The sequence below is a fragment of the Micromonospora sp. NPDC005367 genome (genome assembly GCF_040606825.1).
Taxonomy (GTDB): domain Bacteria; phylum Actinomycetota; class Actinomycetes; order Mycobacteriales; family Micromonosporaceae; genus Micromonospora.
Genome location: NZ_JBEXFP010000002.1, coordinates 260,001 through 282,749, shown reverse-complemented (window position 1 = coordinate 282,749; position 22,749 = coordinate 260,001). Strand labels below are relative to the sequence as shown.

General features: G+C 70.6%; 20 protein-coding genes. 3 read left to right on the top strand and 17 right to left on the bottom strand.

Annotated elements, in window-relative coordinates; all coding sequences use genetic code 11:
* Window positions 1-75: 75 nt before the first annotated feature.
* Both ABZS42_RS02815 and rarD read left to right on the top strand, forming a co-directional pair.
* Window positions 76-621: a GNAT family N-acetyltransferase gene (locus ABZS42_RS02815; protein WP_355141848.1), complete on the top strand. Its 546-nt coding sequence runs from the start codon at window positions 76-78 to the stop codon at window positions 619-621.
* Window positions 618-1,547: an EamA family transporter RarD gene (gene rarD / locus ABZS42_RS02810; RefSeq protein ID WP_355141846.1), complete on the top strand. Its 930-nt coding sequence runs from the start codon at window positions 618-620 to the stop codon at window positions 1,545-1,547. The genes ABZS42_RS02815 and rarD overlap by 4 nt, the downstream gene beginning before the upstream one ends.
* A gap of 62 nt (window positions 1,548-1,609) precedes the next feature.
* Here rarD and ABZS42_RS02805 read toward each other — a convergent pair whose 3' ends face one another.
* The 3 genes from ABZS42_RS02805 to ABZS42_RS02795 form a co-directional block, all read right to left on the bottom strand.
* Complete coding sequence (locus ABZS42_RS02805; RefSeq protein WP_355141844.1) at window positions 1,610-2,299, bottom strand: zf-HC2 domain-containing protein; 690 nt, start codon at window positions 2,297-2,299, stop codon at window positions 1,610-1,612.
* A complete protein-coding gene (locus ABZS42_RS02800; RefSeq protein ID WP_355141924.1) occupies window positions 2,296-2,811 on the bottom strand; it encodes a sigma-70 family RNA polymerase sigma factor in 516 nt (171 codons plus the stop codon). The genes ABZS42_RS02805 and ABZS42_RS02800 overlap by 4 nt, the downstream gene beginning before the upstream one ends.
* Before the next feature lie 284 nt (window positions 2,812-3,095).
* Window positions 3,096-3,881 carry an IclR family transcriptional regulator C-terminal domain-containing protein gene (locus tag ABZS42_RS02795; RefSeq protein WP_355141842.1) on the bottom strand — a complete coding sequence of 262 codons (786 nt, stop codon included), beginning with the start codon at window positions 3,879-3,881 and terminating at the stop codon, window positions 3,096-3,098.
* Window positions 3,882-4,036: 155 nt separating this feature from the next.
* Here ABZS42_RS02795 and ABZS42_RS02790 point away from each other — a divergent pair, with 155 nt between their 5' ends.
* Window positions 4,037-5,218 carry an MFS transporter gene (locus ABZS42_RS02790; protein WP_355141840.1) on the top strand — a complete coding sequence of 394 codons (1,182 nt, stop codon included), beginning with the start codon at window positions 4,037-4,039 and terminating at the stop codon, window positions 5,216-5,218.
* Between the two features lie 167 nt (window positions 5,219-5,385).
* Here ABZS42_RS02790 and ABZS42_RS02785 read toward each other — a convergent pair whose 3' ends face one another.
* The 14 genes from ABZS42_RS02785 to ABZS42_RS02720 all read right to left on the bottom strand — a co-directional run bounded on the left by ABZS42_RS02785 (window position 5,386) and on the right by ABZS42_RS02720 (window position 22,736).
* Window positions 5,386-6,459 carry a polyprenyl synthetase family protein gene (locus tag ABZS42_RS02785; RefSeq protein WP_355141838.1) on the bottom strand — a complete coding sequence of 358 codons (1,074 nt, stop codon included), beginning with the start codon at window positions 6,457-6,459 and terminating at the stop codon, window positions 5,386-5,388.
* A gap of 143 nt (window positions 6,460-6,602) precedes the next feature.
* Window positions 6,603-8,156 (bottom strand): NADH-quinone oxidoreductase subunit NuoN, encoded by a 1,554-nt coding sequence (gene nuoN / locus ABZS42_RS02780; protein WP_355141836.1) that lies wholly within the window; start codon window positions 8,154-8,156, stop codon window positions 6,603-6,605.
* 118 nt (window positions 8,157-8,274) lie between these two features.
* The gene (locus ABZS42_RS02775; protein ID WP_355141834.1) at window positions 8,275-9,810 is read right to left on the bottom strand and encodes an NADH-quinone oxidoreductase subunit M; all 1,536 of its coding nucleotides are present in this window, start codon (window positions 9,808-9,810) and stop codon (window positions 8,275-8,277) included.
* Between the two features lie 64 nt (window positions 9,811-9,874).
* Complete coding sequence (gene nuoL, locus ABZS42_RS02770) at window positions 9,875-11,833, bottom strand: NADH-quinone oxidoreductase subunit L (RefSeq protein ID WP_355141832.1); 1,959 nt, start codon at window positions 11,831-11,833, stop codon at window positions 9,875-9,877.
* A gap of 11 nt (window positions 11,834-11,844) precedes the next feature.
* Entirely contained in the window at window positions 11,845-12,144 is a 300-nt protein-coding gene (gene nuoK / locus ABZS42_RS02765) for an NADH-quinone oxidoreductase subunit NuoK (RefSeq protein ID WP_076469149.1), read from the bottom strand.
* Window positions 12,141-12,911, bottom strand: coding sequence for an NADH-quinone oxidoreductase subunit J (locus ABZS42_RS02760; RefSeq protein WP_355141830.1), 771 nt, complete (start codon window positions 12,909-12,911; stop codon window positions 12,141-12,143). The genes nuoK and ABZS42_RS02760 overlap by 4 nt, the downstream gene beginning before the upstream one ends.
* On the bottom strand, window positions 12,908-13,549 hold the full coding sequence (gene nuoI / locus ABZS42_RS02755; protein ID WP_355141828.1) for an NADH-quinone oxidoreductase subunit NuoI: 642 nt from the start codon (window positions 13,547-13,549) through the stop codon (window positions 12,908-12,910). Before nuoI ends, ABZS42_RS02760 begins: the two co-directional genes overlap by 4 nt.
* A gap of 1 nt (window position 13,550) precedes the next feature.
* On the bottom strand, window positions 13,551-14,903 hold the full coding sequence (gene nuoH, locus ABZS42_RS02750) for an NADH-quinone oxidoreductase subunit NuoH (protein WP_355141826.1): 1,353 nt from the start codon (window positions 14,901-14,903) through the stop codon (window positions 13,551-13,553).
* Between the two features lie 52 nt (window positions 14,904-14,955).
* Complete coding sequence (locus ABZS42_RS02745) at window positions 14,956-17,466, bottom strand: NADH-quinone oxidoreductase subunit G (protein ID WP_355141824.1); 2,511 nt, start codon at window positions 17,464-17,466, stop codon at window positions 14,956-14,958.
* Between the two features lie 57 nt (window positions 17,467-17,523).
* A complete protein-coding gene (gene nuoF, locus ABZS42_RS02740; RefSeq protein ID WP_355141822.1) occupies window positions 17,524-18,840 on the bottom strand; it encodes an NADH-quinone oxidoreductase subunit NuoF in 1,317 nt (438 codons plus the stop codon).
* Window positions 18,837-20,000, bottom strand: a complete 1,164-nt coding sequence (gene nuoE, locus ABZS42_RS02735; RefSeq protein ID WP_355141820.1) for an NADH-quinone oxidoreductase subunit NuoE — start codon at window positions 19,998-20,000, stop codon at window positions 18,837-18,839. The genes nuoF and nuoE overlap by 4 nt, the downstream gene beginning before the upstream one ends.
* Window positions 19,997-21,325: an NADH-quinone oxidoreductase subunit D gene (locus ABZS42_RS02730; RefSeq protein WP_355141818.1), complete on the bottom strand. Its 1,329-nt coding sequence runs from the start codon at window positions 21,323-21,325 to the stop codon at window positions 19,997-19,999. Before ABZS42_RS02730 ends, nuoE begins: the two co-directional genes overlap by 4 nt.
* Entirely contained in the window at window positions 21,322-22,059 is a 738-nt protein-coding gene (locus ABZS42_RS02725; protein WP_355141816.1) for an NADH-quinone oxidoreductase subunit C, read from the bottom strand. The genes ABZS42_RS02730 and ABZS42_RS02725 overlap by 4 nt, the downstream gene beginning before the upstream one ends.
* The gene (locus tag ABZS42_RS02720) at window positions 22,056-22,736 is read right to left on the bottom strand and encodes an NADH-quinone oxidoreductase subunit B (RefSeq protein ID WP_076469131.1); all 681 of its coding nucleotides are present in this window, start codon (window positions 22,734-22,736) and stop codon (window positions 22,056-22,058) included. The genes ABZS42_RS02725 and ABZS42_RS02720 overlap by 4 nt, the downstream gene beginning before the upstream one ends.
* Between the last annotated feature and the right edge of the window lie 13 nt (window positions 22,737-22,749).

The following is a 22,749-nucleotide window of genomic DNA, read 5'->3' as shown; positions in this document are numbered from 1 at the left end:
GTGGGCCGCCGGGCGCGACCAGAGTGCGGGAAGTGGCGGGTGTCACGACAGGATGGTGAGGTTAGCGTCCCAGCGATGTTCACGCTGATCCGTGATGACGGTTACCTGCTCAGCACCGATCCTGGTCGACTCGACCTGGATCGGGTGCACCACTGGCTCAGCACCGACGCGTACTGGGCCCTCGGCCGTGACCGTGCGACCGTGGGGCGTGCCTTCGCCGGCTCGGTCGCGTTCGGCGTCTACCGTCCGGGCAACGGCCGCCAGGTGGCCGTGGCCCGGGCGGTCACCGATGGGGCCACGTTCGCCTGGCTCTGCGACGTCTACGTGGACCCGGGTGAGCGGGGGCGCGGGTTGGGCAGCTGGCTGGTCGGCGCGGTCCGGGACCACCTGGCCGAGCTCGGCGTACGGCGGATCCTGCTGGCCACGCTGGACGCGCACGGGGTGTACGCGAAGGTCGGCTTCGCGCCGGTCGACCCGGACCACTTCATGCAACTGGACCAGCGCGATCGGCAGGTGACGCCGGGCGGCGAGGCAACGGTGCCCACAGTCGGTGATACGCCGGTGAACCGGGCCACTCGCAAGGAACCTGAAGGTCCGCCACCCCTTACGGTTGAGGCGTGACACCGCTGCGACTGGGATACCTCTACGGCTTCGGCGCGTACCTGCTCTGGGGTTTCTTCCCGCTCTACCTCAAGCTGCTGCGCCCCACCGGGCCGCTCGAGATCCTGGCGCACCGGATCGTCTGGTCGGTGGTGTTCGTGGCGCTGCTGCTCGCCGCGCTGCGCAACATCGGGTTCCTGCGGGCGCTCGCGCGTCGCCCGCGGGCGCTCGTGGCGATCAGTGTCGCCGCGGCGCTGATCGCGGTGAACTGGGGCACCTACATCTACGGCGTGAACTCCGACCGGGTGGTGGAGACCGCGCTCGGCTACTTCATCAACCCGCTGGTGGTCGTGCTGCTCGGCGTGGCCGTGCTGCGCGAACAGCTCCGCCGGACGCAGTGGGTGGCACTGGGCGTCGGCGGCCTGGCCGTCGCCGTGTTGACCGTCGACTACGGTCACGTGCCGTACCTCGCCCTCACGCTCGCCCTCAGCTTCGGCGGGTACAGCCTGGTCAAGAAGCGGCTCGGGCTACCCGCGGCGGAGGGGCTCTTCGTCGAGTCGGCGGTGCTTGCGCTGCCCGCGCTGGGCTATCTCGGCTGGCTCGCCTCGACCGGCGATGTCACGTTCGGCCACGTATCGGCGGGGCACACCGTGCTGCTGGTGCTGGCCGGCGCGGCCACCGCGATCCCGCTGCTGCTTTTCGCGGGCGCGGCCAACCGGCTGCCGCTCACCAACCTCGGGATGATCCAGTACCTCGCCCCGATCCTCCAGCTGGCCTGCGGCGTGCTGATCTTCCACGAGCCGATGCCGCCGGCCCGGCTGGCCGGTTTCGCGCTGGTCTGGCTCGCGTTGGTCGTCTTCACCGCCGACGCGGTGGGCAACGCGCGACGCACTCGGGCCGCCGCTCGTGCCGGCGCGCCCGCTCCCGCCGCCACCGCTGCCCGCTGAGGACGGGCGGTCACCCGGACGCGTCGCACTGTGGACGAAACCGGGCTGCCGACGGTCGGCGATCAGCGGACGTCGTAGCCGAGCACCGGGGTGTCGTCGGCACGTAGCAGCTCCAGGCGTACCAGCTCCGCGCCGGTGAACCGGGTGACGCCGGTGAACCGTACGCTGTCGCCGGGTGCGGCCAGCCATGACCCGACCTGCTCGGTCGCCCCGTCCGGGCCGTGCGCCACCAGCCGGAACGTGTACGCCTTGCCGTAGCCGGGACGCGGGTCGTACCCGCAGCGCATGGTCACCTCGGTGCCCCATCCGGTGGCGGTCAGGGCGAGCTCGGCGTGCACCGGCACGGTGCCGGCCACCGGCTGCATGGCCACCATCCGCAGCTCTTCGGCGGGCGGGGCGGTCTGCCGGGGCAGCACGAGGGCCGCGCCGACCCCGACGATCAGGGCCAACGCCGCCGCCACGAGCGCGGTCAGCGCGTACCGCCGCCGGCCGGCCGCCCGCTCGCGGCGCCGGCGGTTCCGGGCCTCGTCGAGCAGTGCCGGCAGCGACGGACCCGGCGCGGGTTGCAGGAACTGTGCCAGTCCAGCCGGGTCGAGCCGGCCGAGCAGTCCGGGCAGTACGGCGAGTTCGGCTACCGCCTCACGGCACTCGGCGCACCCGGCCAGGTGTCGCTCGTAAGCGGCCCGCTCGGCGGGGGCGAGGGCTCCCAACACGTATGCGCCGTCGTCCTGCGTGAACTCGCAGCGGCTCATTCGGTCACCCCCATCTCGGCCAGGACCAACCGTAGTGAGCGCAGCGCGTAGTGTGTGCGCGACTTGATCGTGCCCGGCGGCACCCCCAGCCGTGACGCCGCCTCCGCCACCGACCGTCCCTGGTAGAAGCACTCGACGAGCACCTCTCGATGGGTGGGGCTGAGCCGGTTCAACGCCTCGGCGACGGTCCACGCCTCCACCGCTCGCTCGGCCTCGTCCACCGTCTCCGGCGGTTCGGGCAGTTCGTCGGTGTAGACCTCCCCGACCCGGGTGCCCCGCCGCCGCCAGGCGTCGATGGCCAGGTTGCGGGCGGTGGTGAAGAGCCAGGCACGGACCGAACCGCGGTGCGGATCCAGGGCCTCGGGATGCCGCCAGGCCCGCAGCAGGGTCTCCTGCACCAGGTCCTCGGCGCGTTGCCGATCGCCGTTGACCAGCCGCACCGCGTGCGCGTACAGGGCCTCCGCGTGCTCGTCGTGCAGCGCGCGAAGCAGGTGGGCGTCGTGGTCGCTGATGGCGGCCTCCTCGCTCTTGTCGCGAGCACGGCGATGCGTTCGCTTGGAAATACGGGCGGTGGCCCGGAACGGTTCAGCCCGAGGTCACGCCGCGACCACGGGAGCATCGCGGCGGATGCCCAGCTCTGATTCGCGTCCTGGCCCGACGGCGCCGCGCCGAGCCGGGCGTCGTGGTGCCCCGGGGGCGGCCGGTCGCCACCCGACCTTCCCCTGCCGCGGTCCGTCGCCGAGGCACGCCGCGGGTCCCTCTCCCAGTCGGGGAGAGGGATCCACCGCGTGCCGGGTCAGTGCTGATCGGCCGCGATGCTGTCCGCGACGGTCCGGGCCGTGGTGAGCAGCTTGGCCCGGACCATCCGGGCGGAGGTCATCATCTCGTTCGCCGGCAGCGCACAGGCGAGCACGACCCGCCGTTCCATGTCCTTGTCTGGGCTGACCAGCACCGCGGCGCAGGCCACCCCCTGGCGGAACTGTCCGAGTTCCAACTGCATGCCGCGCCGGTCGCCGGCGGCGAGGTCGGCCTCGAAGGTCTCCGACGTGGTGAGCGTGGCGCTGGTGAACGGACGCATGCCGTAGTCGCGTAGGTAGCGGAACCGCTGCTCGGCGGTGAGCGTGGAGAGCAGCGCCTTGCCGAGCGCGGTTGCGTGCGCCCCCTCGTCGAATCCGGGGACCAGGTCCTCCAGGTACGGTGAGCGGGGTCCCTCGGCGACCGCGGTGACCGCCACCTGACCGCCGACGAACCGGCCGAGGTAATGGCTGTACCCGGTCTCCGTGGCAGCGCGGCGGAGGGTCTCGCCGACCGCCGGCGGGCCGCGGAACGCCGCCACCAGCTCCCGGTAACGGTCGGCGACCTCCAGCCCCACGATGTACGTGCCGTCCTCGCGACGGATGACGTAGCCCTCGTACGCCAGTGTGCGGACAAGGTGGTACGTCGTGGCGACTGTCAACTCGCACCGTCGGGCGATCTGCTTGACGGTCAGTCCTCTGGGCGCACGACCGACCGACTCGAGTACTCGTAGCGCGCGGGAGACGCTGCGGATGAGATCCGAAGGTTCCGCCAGGGGGTCGCGCACAACCACCTCCGCCGCCGGGGACTTACACCATATGAAATTCCGAGCCGCCGCGAAACGCCTGTTCGGGTCGAGGATGCCAGATCGTCATCAACGGCCTGTGTACTCACGGACACGATCCGTGGTCCGTGGAGGGGCTGGCGTAGGTTTGCCAGACGATGACCGAGACTGCCGCCACCCCGCTCACCGGCACCGCTCCGACCCGCCCTGTCCGGGCTGGCGCGAGTGCGATCGTCGTCACCATCGCCTGCGTCCTGCCCGTCTTCCTGGTCGGCGGTCTCGCCGTACAGCTGGGCGAGGACCTGCACTTCTCCCCGGCCGGGCTCGGCCTCGTGGTCTCCGTGTACTTCGGGGTGGGCGCGCTCGCGTCGGTGCCGTCCGGCGCTCTCGCCGAACGGTACGGACCGGCGGTGGTCGCCCGCACCGGCATCCTGCTCTCGGCCGCCTGCCTGCTGGCCGTGGCGGCGCTGGCTCACTCGTACCCGGTCCTGCTCGGGCTGCTGGCGGTCAGCGGTGTCGCCAACGCGCTCGGTCAGCTCGCCAGCAACGTTGCGCTCGCCCGGCACGTCCCGCCGCACCGGCAGGGGCTCTCGTTCGGGATCAAGCAGGCGGCCATCCCGGTCTCCACCCTGCTGGCCGGGGCGGCGGTGCCGACGATCGCGCTCACCGCCGGCTGGCGGTGGGCGTTCGTCGCCGCGGGCGCCGCCGCGCTGGCCGCCTTGCCGGCCGTGCCCGCCCGTGAGGGCCGGGAGACGCGGCGGACGCGCCGCACACGGGCCGGTCGGGGCACCGGCGCCCTCGTGGTCATCGGGGTCGCCGCGACGCTGGCCGCGGCGGCCGCCAACGCTCTGGGCACCTTCGTGGTCGACTCTGCCGCCGCACGCGGGCTGGCGCCGGGACTGGCCGGGCTGACGCTCACGCTCGGCAGTGCGGTCTGCATCGTCGCGCGGATCGGCTCCGGGTGGCTGGCCGACCGCCGGTCCGGTGGGCACGTCGTCGTCATCGCCGCCATGCTGCTGGTGGGCGCGGGCGGGCTCGGTCTGCTGGCGACGGCCGGGGCAGTGCCGTTGGTGGCGGGCGTCGTGCTCGGCTTCGGGCTCGGCTGGGCATGGCCCGGGCTGATGAACTTCGCGGTGGTGCGGCTGCACCCGCAGGCACCGGCCGCCGCCACCTCGATCACGCAGACCGGGGTGTACGCGGGCGGCTGCCTCGGCCCCCTCGGCCTCGGTGCGGTGGCCACCCGGATCGGCTATTCCGCCATGTGGAGCACGGCCGCGCTGTCGATGCTCGCCGCCGCGGCCCTCATGCTCACCGGCAGCCGCCTCCTCACCCGCCCCTAACCCCGCCCCAGGTCCCCCGGCGCCCCGCCCCGCCCCGGGTCCCCCGGCTGCCCGCCCCGCCCCGGGTCCCCCGGCGCGACGATCAAGATGGTTGCGTCATCGTCAGCCCGATCTCTGACGCAATCCTCTTGATCACCGCGCTTGATGGCGGAAGAAAGGGGTGGGGGTCAGCTGGTGCGGTCGGCTACGAAGTCGCAGAGGGACTCGAGGGCGCGGCGGGCCGGATTCTCCGGCAGCGGGGCAAGCTTCGAGCGGGCGTCCTCCGCATAGCTGCGGACGGTCTCCCGGGCCCGCTTCATCGCGGGGCTCTCCCGCAGCAGACCGAGCGCCTCGGAGTGCAGATCGTCGTCGGTCACCGCACCGGCGGAGAGGATCTCGCGCAGCCGAACGGAGGCGGCGTCGGAGTCGTCGCCCGACCGGGCGTACAGCACCGGCAGGGTCGGTACGCCCTCACGCAGGTCGGTGCCGGGGGTCTTACCGGACTGGACCGACTCGGACGCGATGTCGAGCAGGTCGTCGGAGAGCTGGAAGGCGACGCCGATCGTCTCGCCGTAGCCGGCCAGCGCCTCGACGTGCTCCGGCGACGCACCGCCGAACAGGCCGCCGAAGCGGGCCGAGGTGGCGATCAGCGAACCGGTCTTCCCGGCGATCACCTCGAGGTAGTGCGCCACCGGGTTCTCACCGGAGCGCGGCCCGACGGTCTCGGCGATCTGGCCGTGCACCAGTTGCGAGAAGGTGCGCGCCTGCAGGCGTACCGCTTCGGTGCCCAGGTCTGCGGCGACGTCGGCCGCCCGGGCGAACAGGTAGTCACCGACCAGGATCGCCACCGAGTTGGTCCACCGGGAGTTGGCACTGGGTGCGCCCCGGCGCACGACCGCCTCGTCCATCACGTCGTCGTGGTAGAGCGTCGCCAGGTGGGTGAGCTCCATCACCACAGCGGCCGGTACGACCGGCGCGGCACCCGGGTCACCGAACTGCGCGCCGAGCGCGACCAGCAGCGGCCGGAACCGCTTGCCGCCGGCCTCGACCAGATGCCGGGCGGCCTCCGTGACGAACGGGTCCGCGCTGGCGACACTCGCCCGCAGCTCGACCTCGACGGCCTCCAGGACGGCCAGCACGGACTCCTCGAGCCGGGGATCGGCGAGATAGAGGCCGAGCGCCCCGAACTGACCCGTGCCATGCCGGTTCCGGCGGCCGCCGGAGCCGGTGGCACCTGTACCCTCGCCAGCCGGTTTCACCACGCCTCAACCATGCCACACGCGTTCGACCAGCCCCGGGCGGGGGATGCGTGCGACGGGCGGCACCGATCGCACTCGCGAGAGACCGTGCGGACACGCGAAGGCCGGTACGCATTGGCGTACCGGCCTTCGGGCGGAGCTGATCGTCATCTGACGAATTCGGCGGCCCCTGTGGCCAGATCGAGCAGCGGCGCCGGAGCGACACCGAGAACCAGGGTGGCCAGCACGCCGATCATCAGCGCCGCCGAGGTGAGCCCGCCCGGCACCGCGACGGTCGGAGTGGATTCACCCGGCTCGGACAGCCACATCATCACCACGACCCGCAGGTACGGGAACGCCAGCACCATGCTGGTCAGCACACCGGCGACCACGAGCCACGCCCGGCCTTCGGCCAACGCCGGTCCGAAGACCGCGAACTTGCTGGTGAAGCCGCTCGTCAGCGGGATACCGGCGAAGGCGAGCAGGATGAACGTGAACACGCTGGCGAAGAACGGTGAGCGTCGCCCCAGCCCGGCCCAGCGGGACAGGTGGGTGGCCTCCCCGTCACCGTCACGCACCAGGGTCACCACGGCGAACGCGGCGAGCACCGAGAAGCCGTACGCGACCAGGTAGAACATCGTGCCGGAGAGTCCGTCCTTCGACGGCGCGAGCACCCCCACCAGCAGGTAGCCGGCGTTGGCGATCGAGGAGTACGCCAGCAACCGCTTGATGTCGGTCTGGGTCACCGCGAGCACCGCGCCGACCAGCATGGTCAGCACCGCCACGACCCCGAGCACCGGCGTGAAGTCCCAGCTGGCGCTGGCGAACGCCACGTGGAAGACCCGCAGCAGGGCGCCGAACGCGGCGACCTTCGTGCAGGCGGCCATGAACGCGGTGACCGGCGTCGGCGCGCCCTGGTAGACGTCCGGCGTCCAGACGTGGAACGGCGCCGCGGCCGCCTTGAACAGCAGGCCGATGGCGAGTAGCGCCATCCCGGCGAAGAGCAGCACCCGGCTGGCCGGCGACTCGTTCACCGCCGCGTTGATGGTGGCGAAGTCGACCCCGGCCGACCGGCCCGGGATGCCGGAGGTGAAGCCGTAGATCAGCGCGACGCCGAAGAGGAAGAACGCCGAGGAGTACGCACCGAGCATGAAGTACTTCAGCGCCGCCTCCTGGCTGAGCAGCCGCCGGCGACGGGCCAGCGCGCAGAGCAGGTAGAGCGGCAGCGAGAAGACCTCGAGCGCGATGAACATGGTCAGCAGGTCGTTCGCCGCCACGAAGATCAGCATGCCGCCGATGGCGAACGTGGCGAGCGGGTACACCTCGGTGGTACCGCCGGCGCTCTCGGCCTGCCGCCGGTCTTCTGCCGACTCGGCGGTGATCGCGGCGTGCGCGACGAACGCTCCGCCGCGCTCCACCGCGCGCTCACCGATCAGCAGCAGCGCCATCGCGGCGAGCACCAGGATCGCGCCCTGGAGGAAGAGCGTCGGCCCGTCCACCGCGATCGCCGAGCCGGCGGTGATCAGCCGGTCGTCGGCGTTGAGCACCACCATGGTCAACGCGGCGAGCACCGCGAGCAGCCCCACCGACAGCTGCACCAGGTGCCGCCTGTGCCGCGGCACGAACGCCTCGACCAGGACACCGACCAGTGCGGCCCCCAACATGATCAGGATCGGGGCGAGCGCCGCGTAGTCGATCGACGGCAGCTTCAGTTCACTCACTGGGCCAACCTTCCGTTCGCGACTGGGTCGCTGTTTGCTCGCGACTGCGGGGCTCGCTCCGCGCGCTCCGCGGGCCCGTGGGTGGACTCGCTCACGGTCGCTCGTTCACTCCTCGCGCTCACCGGCTCGCCTCCTGGACGCTCGTGCCCGGTGACGGGGCGGGGTCGGTCTTGCCGATGTCGTTCATGGTCGCCTGCACCGCCGGGTTGATCACGTCGGTGACCGGCTTCGGGTAGAAGCCCAGCAGCACGATCAGCGCGACCAGGGGCGCGATCACGAACTTCTCGCGCAGGTTGAGGTCACGCCGCATCCCGTCGATCTCCGTCAACGCCGGGTTGAGGGTGCCCTGCGTGGTGCGCTGCACCATCCACAGCACGTACGCCGCCGCCAGGATGATGCCGAGGGTGGCGATCACCGCGACCGGCTTGTTCACCGTGAACGAGCCGATCAGCACCAGGAACTCGGAGACGAACGGCGCGGTGCCGGGCAACGCCAGCGAGGCCAGACCGGCGAAGAAGAGCACCCCGGCCAGCACCGGGACCAGCTTGCCGGCACCACCGAAGTCGCTGATCAACGCCGAGCCACGGCGCGCGATCAGCATCCCCACCACCAGGAAGAGCAGGCCGGTGGCGAGACCGTGGTTGACCATGTAGAGCACCGCTCCGGTGCCGGCCTGGGTGGTGAAGGCGAAGATGCCCACGCCGATGAAGCCGAAGTGCGCGATCGAGGTGTAGGACACCAGCCGCTTCAGGTCGTTCTGCCCGACCGCGAGGAGCGCGGCGTAGATGATGCCGATCAGCGCGAGCGCGAGCGCCCACGGCGCGAACCACTTGGCCGCGTCCGGGAAGAGCGGCAGGCAGTACCGCAGGATGCCGAAGGTGCCGACCTTGTCGAGCACGCCGACCAGCAGCGCCGCCGCACCGGCCGGCGCGGCGCCACCGGCGTCCGGCAGCCAGGTGTGGAACGGGAAGAACGGCGCCTTGATCGCGAACGCGAGGAAGAAGCCGAGGAAGAGCCAGCGCTCGGTACCGGTGGAGATGTCCACCTGAGACAGCGCCTGCCAGTCGAAGGTCTTACCGCCGACCACCCAGAGGCCGATCACCGCGGCGAGCATGAACAGGCCGCCGACCAGCGAGTAGAGGAAGAACTTGACGGCGGCGTACTGCCGCTGGTGACCGCCGTAGCTGCCGATGAGGAAGTACATCGGCACCAGCATGACCTCGAAGAACACGTAGAAGAGGAAGACGTCGGCGGCCGCGAAGACACCGATCATCGTGCACTCGAGGACGAGCAGCAGCGCGAAGTAGGCCGGTACCGACCGCCGAGAGGAATCAGCGTCGTGCCACGACGCCAGGATCACCAGCGGCACCAGCACGGCGATCAGCATCAGCATGACCAGCGCGATGCCGTCGGCCGCGAAGGTGAAGTGGACGCCCCAGTTCGGGATCCACGGGTACGACTCGCGGAACTGGAACCGGTCACCGTCGATCTTGAAGGCGATCCACATCAGGACCGAGAGCACCAGTACGAGCAGCGACCAGCCGAACGCCACCTGCTTGGCCAGGTCCGGCCGCCGCCGCGGCAGGAGAGCCACCACCAGGGCACCCACCAGCGGCGCCACGGTCAGCACCGAGAGGAACGGGAAGTTGGACATTATGCGGCCTTACCTCCGTCGTCACTGCGTGGTCCGCCGGCGGGGGCGGCCGGAAAGAGGTCGATCACGCCAGCCACCCCGCCTGTACGGCCAGGAACGCCGCCACCACCAGCAGCGCGCCGGTCAGGATCGAGGTCGCGTACGACCGGACGAAGCCGGTCTGCAGCCGCCGGAGCCGGCCCGATCCTCCGCCGACAGCGGCGGCGAGGCCGTTGACCAACCCGTCCACTCCCCGGTTGTCGAGGAAGACCAGCGCCCGGGTGAGGAAGATGCCCGGCTTCTCGAAGACCGCCTCGTTGAAGGCGTCCGTGTAGAGGTTGCGGCGGGCGGCGGTGACCAGCACCCCGGCCGGCTGCGGCGCGGTGGCCGTGCCGTTGCGGAACAGGAACCAGGCCAGCCCGGCGCCGAGCACGGTCACCACCAGCGACAGGGTGGTGATCACGATGTGCGACAGGACCGGCTCGTGCTCCGCGTGCTCCCCGCCGAGGCCCGCCGTCGCGGTCAGCCAGTCGGGCACCGAGGTAGAGAGCAGGAAACCCGCGCCGATCGAGCCGATCGCCAGCAGGATCAGCGGAACGGTCATCAGCCTGGGCGACTCGTGCGGGTGTTCGATCTCCTCGGTCCAGCGCTTCGGCCCGTGGAAGGTGAGCACGAAGAGCCGGGTCATGTAGAACGCGGTCAGCCCCGCGCCGAGCAGCGCCGCCCCGCCGAAGAGCCAGGCGGTCCAGTCCTCCCGCTCGAAGGCGGCCACGATGATCGGCTCCTTCGAGAAGTAGCCCGACAGCGGCGGGATGCCGATGATGGCCAGCCAGCCCATCATGAACGTGATCCAGGTGATCCGCATGTGCTTGGCCAGCCCGCCGAAGCGGCGGATGTCCACCTGGTCCTTCATCCCGTGCATCACGGACCCGGCCCCGAGGAACATGTTGGCCTTGAAGAAGCCGTGCGCCAGCAGGTGGATGATGGCCAGCGCGTACGCGCCGCCGCCGAGGCCGACACCGAGGAACATGTAGCCGATCTGGCTGACCGTCGACCACGCCAGCACCCGCTTGATGTCGTCCTTCGCCGCGCCGATGATGCAGCCCAGCAGCAGGGTCAGCGCGCCGACGCTCACCACCACGAGCTGGAGCGTGGTGTTTGCCGAGAAGACCGGGTTGGACCGGGCGATCAGGTAGACACCCGCGGTGACCATGGTGGCGGCGTGGATGAGCGCCGACACCGGGGTCGGGCCCTCCATCGCGTCCGGCAGCCACGCCTGGAGCGGGAACTGGCCGGACTTGCCGGTCGCGCCGAGCAGCAGCAGCAGACCGAGCACGAGTACGGTGCCGCCGGTCAGCGCACCGACGTTCGAGAAGACCTCGTCGTACTGAGTGGTGCCCAGGGTGGCGAACATGATGAAGATGCCGATGGCCAGGCCGGCGTCGCCGACCCGGTTCATCAGGAACGCCTTCTTGCCGGCCGTGGCCGCGCTCGGCCGCCCGTACCAGAAGGAGATCAGCAGGTACGACGCCAGACCGACGCCCTCCCAGCCGAAGTAGAGCATCACGTAGTTGTTGCCGAGCACCAGCAGCAGCATGGCCGCGACGAACAGGTTGAAGTACGCGAAGAACCGCCGCCGGCCTTCGTCGTGCGCCATGTACTCGACCGCATACAGGTGGATCAGGAAACCCACCCCGGTGATCAGCAGTACGAAGACCGCGGCCAGCGGGTCGAAGAGCAGGCCGAAGTCCACGTGCAGGCCGCCGACCGAGATGAAGTCCCAGAGGCTCAGCTCGACGGACTTGTTCTCCAGACCACGCAGCTGGAAGAACGAGGTGAGGCCGAGCACGAACGACGCGCCGATGGCGGTCACCCCGAGCCAGTGCCCCCACCGGTCGGCGCGCCGGCCGAGCAGCAGCAGGATCGCCGCGCTGACCAGCGGAATCGCCACCAGCAGCCAGACGCCGCCGAGCAGGCCGTCCGCCGTCGCGTAGGTGACGGCCCCCGCCGGCTCCGCCGGGGCGTTCGTCAGAATCTCTCCCACCGCAGGCCCCTCTAGTACTTAAGCAGGTTGGCGTCGTCGACGCTCGCCGAGCGCCGGGTCCGGAAGATCGCCATGATGATCGCGAGGCCGACCACGACCTCCGCCGCGGCCACCACCATCACGAAGAACGCCATGATCTGGCCGTTGAGGTCACCGTTGATCCGGCTGAAGGTGACCAGCGTCAGGTTGGCCGCGTTGAGCATCAGCTCGACGCACATGAACAGCACGATCGCGTTGCGGCGGATGAGCACCCCGGCGGCGCCGATGGTGAAGAGGATCGCCGCGAGCACGAGGTAGTAGTCAGGAGTCACTTTTCTGTGCCCTTCAGCGAGGTCTCCTGCGCGGTCAGCTCGCGGACCGGCAGGATGTCCGGCGTACTCCGCTCGGTGAGTCGGCCGTCCGGCAGCCGGGCGGGCGTCGCGACCGAACTGGAGGTGGCGAAGACACCCGGGCCGGGCTTCGGGCCGGGGTAGTTGCCGGGCCGGAAGCGGGCCTTCATGGTGGCGACCTGGTCCATCTTGTCCTGCTTGCGCCGCTCGATGTGCGCCAGCACCATCGCGCCGACCGCCGCCGTGATCAGCAGCGCCGAGGTCAACTCGAAGGCGAAGACGTACTTGGTGAAGAGCAGCCGCGCGATGCCCTGGACGTTCCCCTCGGCGTTCGCCTGCGTCAGGCCGGCCGCCGTGGTGCCCTCCATCGCCCGGTAGACGCCGCCGCCGATCAGGCCGGCGAATCCGAGACCGAGCAGGATCGCGGCGGTCCGCTGCCCGCGCAGCGTCTCGATCAGCGAGTCGGACGCGTCCCGTCCGACCAGCATGAGCACGAACAGGAAGAGCATCATGATCGCGCCGGTGTAGACGATGATCTGCACCATGCCGATGAACGGCCCGGCCTGGAGCACGTAGAACACGCCCAGGCAGAGCATGGTCAGCACCACCCAGAGCGCGGAGTGCACCGCGTTGCGGGCGGCCACCGTCCCGATCGCGCCGATCAGCGCGAGCGGTGCGAGGATCCAGAAGGTGACCTCCTCACCGCCGGACACCCCGCCCGCGGCGGCGAGCACCGTCTGCGTGGTCATGCCTTGTCCCCCTTGCCCGCGGCGGCCCGCTGGGCGTGCTGCTCGGCGCCGGGGAAGGTGACACCGGGGTGCTCCTCCACCTGGTACCGGCCCGGGCTGTTGGCCGCGTGCTCGGCGCCGGCCGAGGTGCCCGGGTTGGTCAGCCCACCGACGTAGTAGTCCTTCTCGCTGTCGCCGAGCCGCATCGGGTGCGGCGGCTGCTCCATGCCCGGCAGCAGCGGCGCGAGCAGCTGCTCCTTCGTGAAGATCAGGTCCTGCCGGTTGTCCCGGGCCAGCTCGTACTCGTTGCTCATGGTCAGCGAACGGGTCGGGCAGGCCTCGATGCAGAGACCGCAGAAGATGCACCGCGCGTAGTTGATCTGGTAGATGCTGGCGTACCGCTCACCCGGGGAGAAGCGCTGCTCCTCGGTGTTGTCGCCACCCTCCACGTAGATCGCGTCGGCCGGGCAGGCCCAGGCGCACAGCTCGCACCCGATGCACTTCTCCAGCCCGTCCGGGTGCCGGTTGAGGATGTGCCGCCCGTGGTAGCGCGGCGCCGGGACCGGCGGCTTGAACGGGTAGTCGGTCGTGACCACCTTCCTGAACATGTGCGAAAAGGTGACCCCGAAGCCCTTGAACGTTCCGGTGATCGCGCCCACGTCACACCTCCCTGGACTCCGAGCCGGCGGTGACGTTGGCCGGCTCCCGCTCGGCGACCACGCGCCTGGTGCGCGGGCTCGGTGGGACCTGAAGGTCCATCGGCGGCAGCGGGAAGCTGCCGTGCGGACGGTTGTTGACCTGCTCCTGGACCGTTTCCTTCGGCTGCGGCCTGCGGCTCGGCCAGAGGAGCGTGAGCAGCAGCAGCGCGCCGGCCGGGATGCCGACCGCGATCAGCTTGCCCTGGGTGTCCCAGTCCTCGATCGACCGCAGGCCGCTGAGCACCAGGATCCAGACCAGGTTGATCGGCAGCAGCACCTTCCAGCCGAACCGCATGAACTGGTCGTAGCGCAGCCGGGGCAGCGTGCCGCGCAGCCACACGAAGACGAAGACCAGGGCGATGACCTTGCCGAAGAACCAGATCATCGGCCACCAACCGGAGTTGGCGCCCTCCCAGAGGGTGATCGGCCAGGGTGCTCGCCAGCCGCCGAGGAAGAGCGTCGTGGTGACCGCGGACATCGTCACCATCGAGACGTACTCGGAGAGCATGAAGAGCGCGAACTTCAGCGAGCTGTACTCGGTCATGAAGCCCGCCACCAGCTCGGACTCCGCCTCCGGCAGGTCGAACGGCGCCCGGTTGGTCTCGCCCACGGTGGCGATGAAGAAGATGACGAAGCTCGGCAGCAGCAGGATCGCGTACCAGCCGGGGGCCGGGATCTGGGTGCCGAAGAGGCTGAGCTGGGTGCCGTCACCCTGCTTCGCGACGATCCCGCTGGTGCTCATCGTGCCGGCGGTCATGAAGACCGCGACGATGCTCAGCCCCATCGCGACCTCGTACGAGATCATCTGGGCGGTGGAGCGCAGGCCGCCGAGCAGCGGGTAGGTGGATCCGGACGCCCAGCCGCCGAGCACGATGCCGTAGATGCCCATCGACGAGCAGGCCAGCAGCACCAGCACCGCCACCGAGACGTCGGTGACCTGCAACGGAGTCCAGTGGCCGAAGATGCTCACCATCGGACCGAACGGCACCACCGACAGCGCGGTGACCGCGCAGATCACCGAGATGGTCGGGGCGAAGAAGTAGACGACCTTGTCGGCCGTCCGCGGGAGGATGTCCTCCTTGAAGGCCATCTTCAGCCCGTCGGCCAGGGTCTGCAGCAGGCCCAACGGTCCGACCTGGTTGGGGCCGGGCCGCACCTGCATGTAACCCACCACGCGACGCTCGAACCAGACGCCGAGCAGGGTGGCCAGGACCGCGAAGACGAAGGCGAAAGCGACCTTGATGAGGACCAGCCACCACGGGTCCTTGCCGAAGTCGGCCAGGGTCGGGTCCTGGGCCAGGTAGACCGCGTTCATCGTGCCCACCTCTCGTTCACGACTGCGGGGCTCACTCGCGCACTCCTCGCGCTCACTGGGACGTACCCCCGGAGTTGAGCAGCGGACCCGGAAGGCCGGCCTCGTCCGCCGCCACCCGGCCCGCGGGAACGGACGCGGTCGGGGCGGGGACGGAGATCCGGACCACCGCTCCGGACGCCGCGCCGAGGCTGCGCCGGACGGTCGCACCGGGCGAGTTGGTGGGCAGCCAGACCACACCGTCCGGCATCTCGGTGATGGCGGCCGGGAGCGTCACGGCACCCCGGTCGGTGCCGACCGTCACCGCGTCACCGTCCGCGACACCCAGCGCCTCGGCGGTGCCCTTGCCGACCCGCACCACCGGCGGGCGGGCGGTGCCGGCGAGGTGCTCGTCGCCGTCGAGGAGGCTGCCCAGGTCGATCAGCTGGTGCCAGGTGGCGAGCACCGCCTCCCCGGCACCCGGCTGCGGCACGGCCGCCGGGTCCACCGACGGGGCGGCGGGACGGGTGGTCCGGGTGGGCGGCAGTGAGCCCAGCTCGCGGCGGATGCTGGGTACGTCGCCGGTGCCCAGCCGCACGTCGAGCTGCGCGGCGAGCGCGTCCAGCACCCGACCGTCGGTCATCGCGGCCGTCTGCAGCACCGCCTCGAAGGTGCGCAGGCGGCCCTCCCAGTCGACGAAGCTGCCCGCCTTCTCGTCCACCGGGGCGACGGGGAAGACCACGTCGGCCCGTCGGGCCACCGCGCTGTTGCGCAGCTCCAGGCTCACCAGGAACGGCACGTTCTCCAGGGCCTGCTCGGCCAGGCGCGGGTCGGCCAGGTCGGCCGGGTCGACCCCGGCCACGACCAGGGCACCGAGCTGACCGTTGGCGGCTGCCGCGAGGATGCCGTCGGTGTCCCGGCCGGCCTGGCTCGGGATCACCCCGGCCGCGATGTCCCAGGCCTCACCCAGTTCGGCGCGGGCGGCCGGCTCGGTGACCAGGCGACCGCCGGGAAGCAGGTTCGGCAGGCAGCCGGCGTCGACCGCGCCGCGGTCACCCGCACGCCGCGGCACCCAGGCCAACTTGGCACCGGTACGCCGGGCCACGTCCACGGCGGCGGAGAGTCCACCGGGCACCTCGGCGAGCCGCTCACCGACGATCAGGATCGCGCCCTCGATGCTCAGCGCCTCGGTGACCGTGGCGTGCGCGGCGAGGACGCTCGCCTCCTCACCCGGCACCACTCGGGCCAGCTTGGCACCGAGCTTCTCCAAGCCACGGGTGGCGAACGGGGCGATCGCGTACACCCGGAGGCCGCGCTTGGTGTACGCCTTGCGCAGCCGCAGGAAGAGGACCGGGCACTCCTCCTCCGGCTCGATCCCGACCAGCACCACCGCCGGCGCCTTCTCCACGTCGGCGTACGTCACGTCGGTGACGCCGGCGACCGAGCTGGCCAGGAAGTCGGCCTCCTCCCGGGAGACCGGCCGGGCCCGGAAGTCGATGTCGTTGGTGTTCAGGGCGACCCGGGCGAACTTCGCGTACGCATAGGCGTCCTCGACGGTCAGCCGACCACCGGTGAGCACCCCGGCACCCTGCCCGGAGTCCCGGGCGGCCCGCAGCCCTTCGCCGGCCACGGTGAGCGCCTCACTCCAGGACGCCTCCCGCAGCTCACCGGTGCGCTCGTCGCGGACCAGCGGGTTGGTCAGCCGGTCGTGCGCGCGGGCGTACTGGAAGCCCCACCGCCCCTTGTCGCAGTTCCACTCCTCGTTCACCGCCGGGTCGTCGCCGGCCAGCCGGCGCAGCACCTTGCCCCGGCGCCAGTCCGTACGCTGCGCGCAGCCTGCCGAGCAGTGCTCGCACACGCTCGGGCTGGAGACCAGGTCGAACGGGCGGGCCCGGAACCGGTACTGCGTGCCGGTCAGCGCGCCGACCGGGCAGATCTGCACGGTGTTGCCGGAGAAGTAGGAGTTGAACGGCACGTCACCGGCGTCGCCCTCCGCACCGTACGCGTCGTCCCGGTAGATGTTGATCTCCTCGGCGGACGACCGGTTCATCAGGTCGATGAACTTGTCGCCGGCGATCTCCTCGGAGAACCGGGTGCACCGCTGGCAGAGCACGCAACGCTCCCGGTCGAGCAGCACCTGGCTGCTGATCGGCAGCGGCTTCGGGTACTCCCGCTTGTGCTCGTGGAACCGCGAGTCCGTCCGGCCGGTGGACATCGCCTGGTTCTGCAGCGGGCACTCGCCGCCCTTGTCGCACATCGGGCAGTCGAGCGGGTGGTTGAGCAGCAGCAGCTCCATGACCCCCTCCTGCGCCTTCTTGGCCACCGGGGAGCTGAGCTGGGTACGGACCACCATCCCGTCGGCGACGGTCTGGGTGCAGGAGGCGACCGGCTTGCGCTGCCCCTCCACCTCGACCAGGCACTGCCGGCACGCGCCGGCCGGGGCCAGCAGCGGATGGTCACAGAACCGGGGGATCTCGGTGCCCATCTGCTCGGCGACCCGGATCAGCAGCGCCCCCTTCGGAGCGGTGACCTCGACCCCGTCGATGGTGAGGGTGACGGTTTCCGGGGCCTTGACGACGTCAGTCATGTGTCGGCCTTTCACTCGCGACTGCGGGGCTCGCTCCGCTCACTCCTCGCGCTCGCATCAGTGGGCCCCAACCAGCTGCTTGTCGGACAGCTTCGGCGCGGTGCGTCCCTCGATGTAGTCGAGGTAGTCCTGCTTGAAGTACTGCAGCGACGAGGTCACCGGGGCGGTCGCGCCGTCACCCAGAGCGCAGAACGAGCGGCCGAGGATGTTGTCGCAGGTGTCGAGAAGGGTGTCCAGGTCCTCGTGGGTGCCCTGGCCGGAGAGGATCCGCTGGTACACCCGGACCATCCAGTAGTTGCCCTCCCGGCACGGGGTGCACTTGCCGCACGACTCGTGGTGGTAGAAGTCCAGCCACCGGTACGTCGCGTAGACCGGGCAGTCCTGGTCGGAGAAGATCTGGGTGGCCGTGGTGCCGAGGATCGAGCCGGCGGCGGCCACCGAGTCGAAGTCCAGCGGCACGTCCAGGTGCTCGGCGGTGAGCAGCGGGGTCGACGAGCCGCCCGGGGTCCAGAACTTCAGGTTGTGCCCGGGCTGCATCCCGCCGGCCAGGTCGAGCAGCTCCCGCAGCGTGACGCCCATCGAGCACTCGTACTGCCCGGGGTTGGCGATCCGGCCGGAGAGCGAGTAGATCGTCGGCCCGGACGACTTCTCCGTGCCCATGCTCTTCCACCAGTCGGCGCCGCCCAGCACGATGTACGGAACGCTCGCGATGGTGCCGACGTTGTTGACCACGGTCGGGCAGGCGTACAGGCCGTGGGTCGCCGGGAACGGCGGGCGGAGCCGGGGCTGGCCCCGGAAGCCCTCCAGCGAGTCCAGCAGTGCGGTCTCCTCACCGCAGATGTACGCCCCGGCGCCGGAGTGCACCACCAGTTCCAGGTCGAAGCCGGAGCCGAGGATGTTCCGGCCGAGGTAGCCCTTGGCGTACGCCTCCTGCAACGCGTTGCGCAGCCGCCGGGCGGCGTGCACCGCCTCGCCCCGGATGTAGATGTACGCGCGGTTGGCGCGGATGGCGTACGCGGCGATGATGACGCCCTCGACCAGCGAGTGCGGGTCGTGCGTCATCAGCGGCAGGTCCTTGCAGGTGCCCGGCTCGCCCTCGTCGGCGTTGACCACCAGGTAGTGCGGCTTTCCGTCACCCTGCGGGATGAAGCCCCACTTGAGGCCGGTCGGGAAGCCCGCTCCGCCGCGTCCCCGCAGACCGGAGTCCTTGACCAGCTGGATGAGGTCGTCCGGGTGGGCCTTGAGCGCCTTGCGCAGCGCCGCGTACCCGTCCAGCTTCTCGTAGGTGCCGATCCGCCAGGCGTCCGGCGACAGCCAGCGCTTGGTCAGGACCGGGGTGAGCTTGGCCAGCGTCTCCCGCCGAGGAGTGGTCACTTCTGGACCCCCGTTTCGCTCGCGACCGCCGGGCCCGCGCCGTCGCCGCCCGACCCGGCCTCCGCTTCGTTGAGATTGCGCTCCTGCGCATCGGCGTCGTCGCCGACGGGCTTGCCGTCGCCGGCCGGCGGGTTGGCCGCCACGCCGGCGGCCTCCGCCTCCTGCGCGTCGCGTTGTGCCGGCGGCACCGTGTCCGCCGGGACCTTGGTGCCGGGCGCGTCCGGAACGGCGGTGCCCGCGTCCGGCTGCCGAGTCTCGGCGGTACGCACCTGCGGCGACTTGTCGTCCGGCGCCGGCACGTCCGGCGCGGTGCTGCCGGTCGCCTGTTCCGGCTCCGCCACCTCCACCCCGGTCGGGGCGGATGCGCCGTCGCCACCCTTGACGGGGGCGGTGGGGGCCGACTTCGCGGCGGCGTCGGCCTTCGCCTTCTCCGCGTCCGCCTTGGCCTTAGCCTCCGCGGCGGCCCGATCGGCCTCCGCCTTGCTCCGGATCGGCGTGTTCGGGTCGAAGCCCGGTACCGAGATGCCGTGCTGCTGGGCGAGGCGCAGCCCACGCAGGCTCGACTCGCCGGGGCCGCCGTCGGCGACCGCGCCCTCCCGTTCGTCGGCGAACCCGGCGAGCTGGACGGCCATCTCCTTGAGCGTGCAGAGCCGGGCGCCGCGGGTCGGCATCGGCCGGCCACCGGCCCGCAACTCGTCCACCACACCGACCGCGGCCTGCGGGTCGACGTTGTCGAAGAAGTCGTAGTTGACCGTCATGACCGGGCCGTAGTCGCAGGCGGCCAGGCACTCGGCGTGTTCGAGGGTGACCTTTCCGTCGGCGGTGGTCTCGTCGTGTCCGACGCCGAGGTGTTCGGCGAGGGTGTCGTAGACCTCCTGGCCGCCGAGCACGTTGCACATGGTGTTGGTGCAGACGCTGACCAGGTAGTCACCGGTCGGCTTGCGCTTGTACATGGTGTAGAAGGTGGCCACGGCGCCCACCTGGGCCTTGTTGAGGCCCAGCACCTCGGCGCAGAATTCCACACCGGCTGGGGAGACGTAACCCTCTTCGGCCTGCACCAGGTGCAGCAGCGGCAGCAGCGCCGAGCGGGACCGGTCCGCCGGATAGCGAGAGATGATCTCCCGCGCCCGCTCGCGGGTCTGTTCGGTGAAGACAGTCACCGGTCACAACCTCCCATTACCGGATCCAGCGAGGCGCCACCTGCGATCACGTCGGCGATCAGGCCACCCTCGGCCATCGCCGGAAGTGCCTGGAGGTTGACGAAGCTCGGCTCCCGGTAGTGCACCCGGTACGGCCGGGTCCCACCGTCGGAGACCGCGTGCACGCCCAGCTCGCCGCGGGGCGACTCGATGCCGACGTACACCTGGCCGGGCGGGACGCGGAAGCCCTCGGTGACCAGCTTGAAGTGGTGGATCAGCGACTCCATCGACTGACTCATGATCTTGGCGACGTGTTCGAGCGAGTTGCCCATGCCGTCGACGCCGATGGCCAGCTGGGCCGGCCAGGCGATCTTCCGGTCGGCGACCATCACCGGGCCCGGCTTGGCCAGCCGGTCCACCGCCTGCTCGACGATCTTCAGCGACTCGCGGATCTCGGCGAGGCGAACCTGGTAACGGCCCCACACGTCACCGTCGGTGTGCGTCGGGACGCCGAACTCGTACGTCTCGTAGCCGCAGTACGGCATCGTCTTTCGCAGGTCCCAGGCGAGACCGGCGGAGCGCAGCACCGGCCCGGTCACGCCGAGCGCCAGGCAGCCGGTCGCGTCGAGCACGGCCACGTTCTTCGTACGCTCGGTCCAGATCGGCTGGCCGGAGAGGAGGTCCTCGTACTCCTTGAGCCGCTTCGGCAGCAGCTTGAGGAAGTCGCGGATCTTGATGATCGCGTCGTCCGGCACGTCCTGCGCCACACCGCCGGGGCGGACGTACGCGTGGTTCATCCGCAGGCCGGTGATGAGCTCGAAGATCTCGAGGATGTACTCCCGCTCCCGGAAGCCGTACAGCATGATCGAAATCGCGCCGAGCTCCATGCCCGTGGTGGCCAGCCAGACCAGGTGCGAGGAGATCCGGTTGAGCTCCATCATCAGCACCCGGATGGTGTTGGCCCGCTCGGTCACCTCGTCGGTGATGCCGAGCAGCTTCTCCACTGCCAGCGAGTACGCAGTCTCGTTGAACAGCGGGGCGAGGTAGTCCATCCGGGTCACGAAGGTGCTGCCCTGGACCCAGGTGCGGTACTCGAGGTTCTTCTCGATCCCGGTGTGCAGGTAGCCGATGACCGAGCGGGCCTCCCGGACCGTCTCGCCCTCCAGCTCCAGGATCAGCCGCAGTACGCCGTGCGTGGACGGGTGCTGCGGGCCCATGTTGACGACGATCCGCTCGTCGTTGATCGGGTCGGTGCCGGAGACGACCGAGTCCCAGTCCCCACCGGTGACGGTGAAGACCCTGCCCTCGGTGGTCTCCCGCTCGGTCGCGTAGTTCGAAGTGGTCACTGGTACGACCTCCGCTTGTCCGGCGGTGGGATTTCTGCGCCCTTGTACTCGACCGGAACACCGCCGAGCGGGTAGTCCTTGCGCTGCGGGTGGCCCTCCCAGTCGTCCGGCATGAGGATCCGGGTCAGGTTGGGGTGACCGTCGAAGACGATCCCGAACATGTCGTACGCCTCGCGTTCCTGCCAGTCCGCCGTCGGGTAGACCGAGGTGACGCTGGGCAGGTGCGGGTCCTCGGCCGGGACGGCCGCCTCCAGCCGGACCCGGCGGCGGTACGTCATCGAGGTGAGCTGGTAGACCACGTGCAGCCGACGCTCGTCCGCGCCGAGGTAGTCCACCCCGGACACTGACGAGCAGAGTTCGAAGCGGAGCGCCAGGTCGTCGCGCATCACCTGGCAGACCTCGGCGATCCGCTCGGGCCGTACGTGCAGGGTCAGCTCGCCCCGGTCGACCACGACCTTCTCGATCGCGTCCGCGAATCCCGGGTACGCCTCCTCCAGCGCGTCGTGGACGTCGTCGAAGTAGCTTCCGAACGGCCGCGACGCGCCGGCGATCGGCTGACGCGGCCGGACCAGGCCGCCGAAACCGGAGACGTCACCGGAGCCCTGGTTGCCGAACATGCCGCGACCGGCCGGGCTGGACGGCGGGTGTTCGGCGGGAGCGCCGCTGGTGGCCCCGGCCGGGGTGACCGGTACCGGCACCCCGCCGCCGGTCGGCTTGTCGTGAGGTGAGGTCACTTCTTCATGCCCCCGTACTGCTGAAGATGGTTCTGGGCCTTCATCCAGTTCTCGATCCGCAGCTGCTCCTCGCGGCCCTCGCGGACGGCCTTCGTCCACTCGGCACGGCGGTCCTTGTCGCTGCGGTACGACGACGGCATCGAGCCGTAGGGGACGACCGGGACGTCGCCGCGCTCCTTGCGCGCTTCGAGCATCTTGCGTCCGGTCGGGCCGAGCGGCTCGTGCATGATCTTTTCGCGGAGCTTGAGGATCGCGTCGATGAGCATCTCCGGCCGGGGCGGGCAGCCGGGCAGGTACATGTCGACGGGCACCACGTGGTCGACGCCCTGCACGATCGCGTAGTTGTTGAACATGCCGCCGCTGCTGGCGCAGACGCCCATCGAGAGCACCCAGCGCGGCTCGGCCATCTGGTCGTAGATCTGGCGCAGGACCGGGGCCATCTTCTGGCTGACCCGACCGGCCACGATCATCAGGTCCGCCTGCCGGGGCGAGGCGCGGAACACCTCCATGCCCCAACGACCCATGTCGTAGTGCGGGCCGCCGGCCGCCATCATCTCGATGGCGCAGCACGCCAGACCGAACGTGGCGCCCCACACGGACGACTTCCGGGACCAGTTGACGAGCTTCTCCACCGAGGTCAGCAGGATGCCGGCGGGGAGCTTCTCCTCGATGCCCATCTGACGTTCCTTC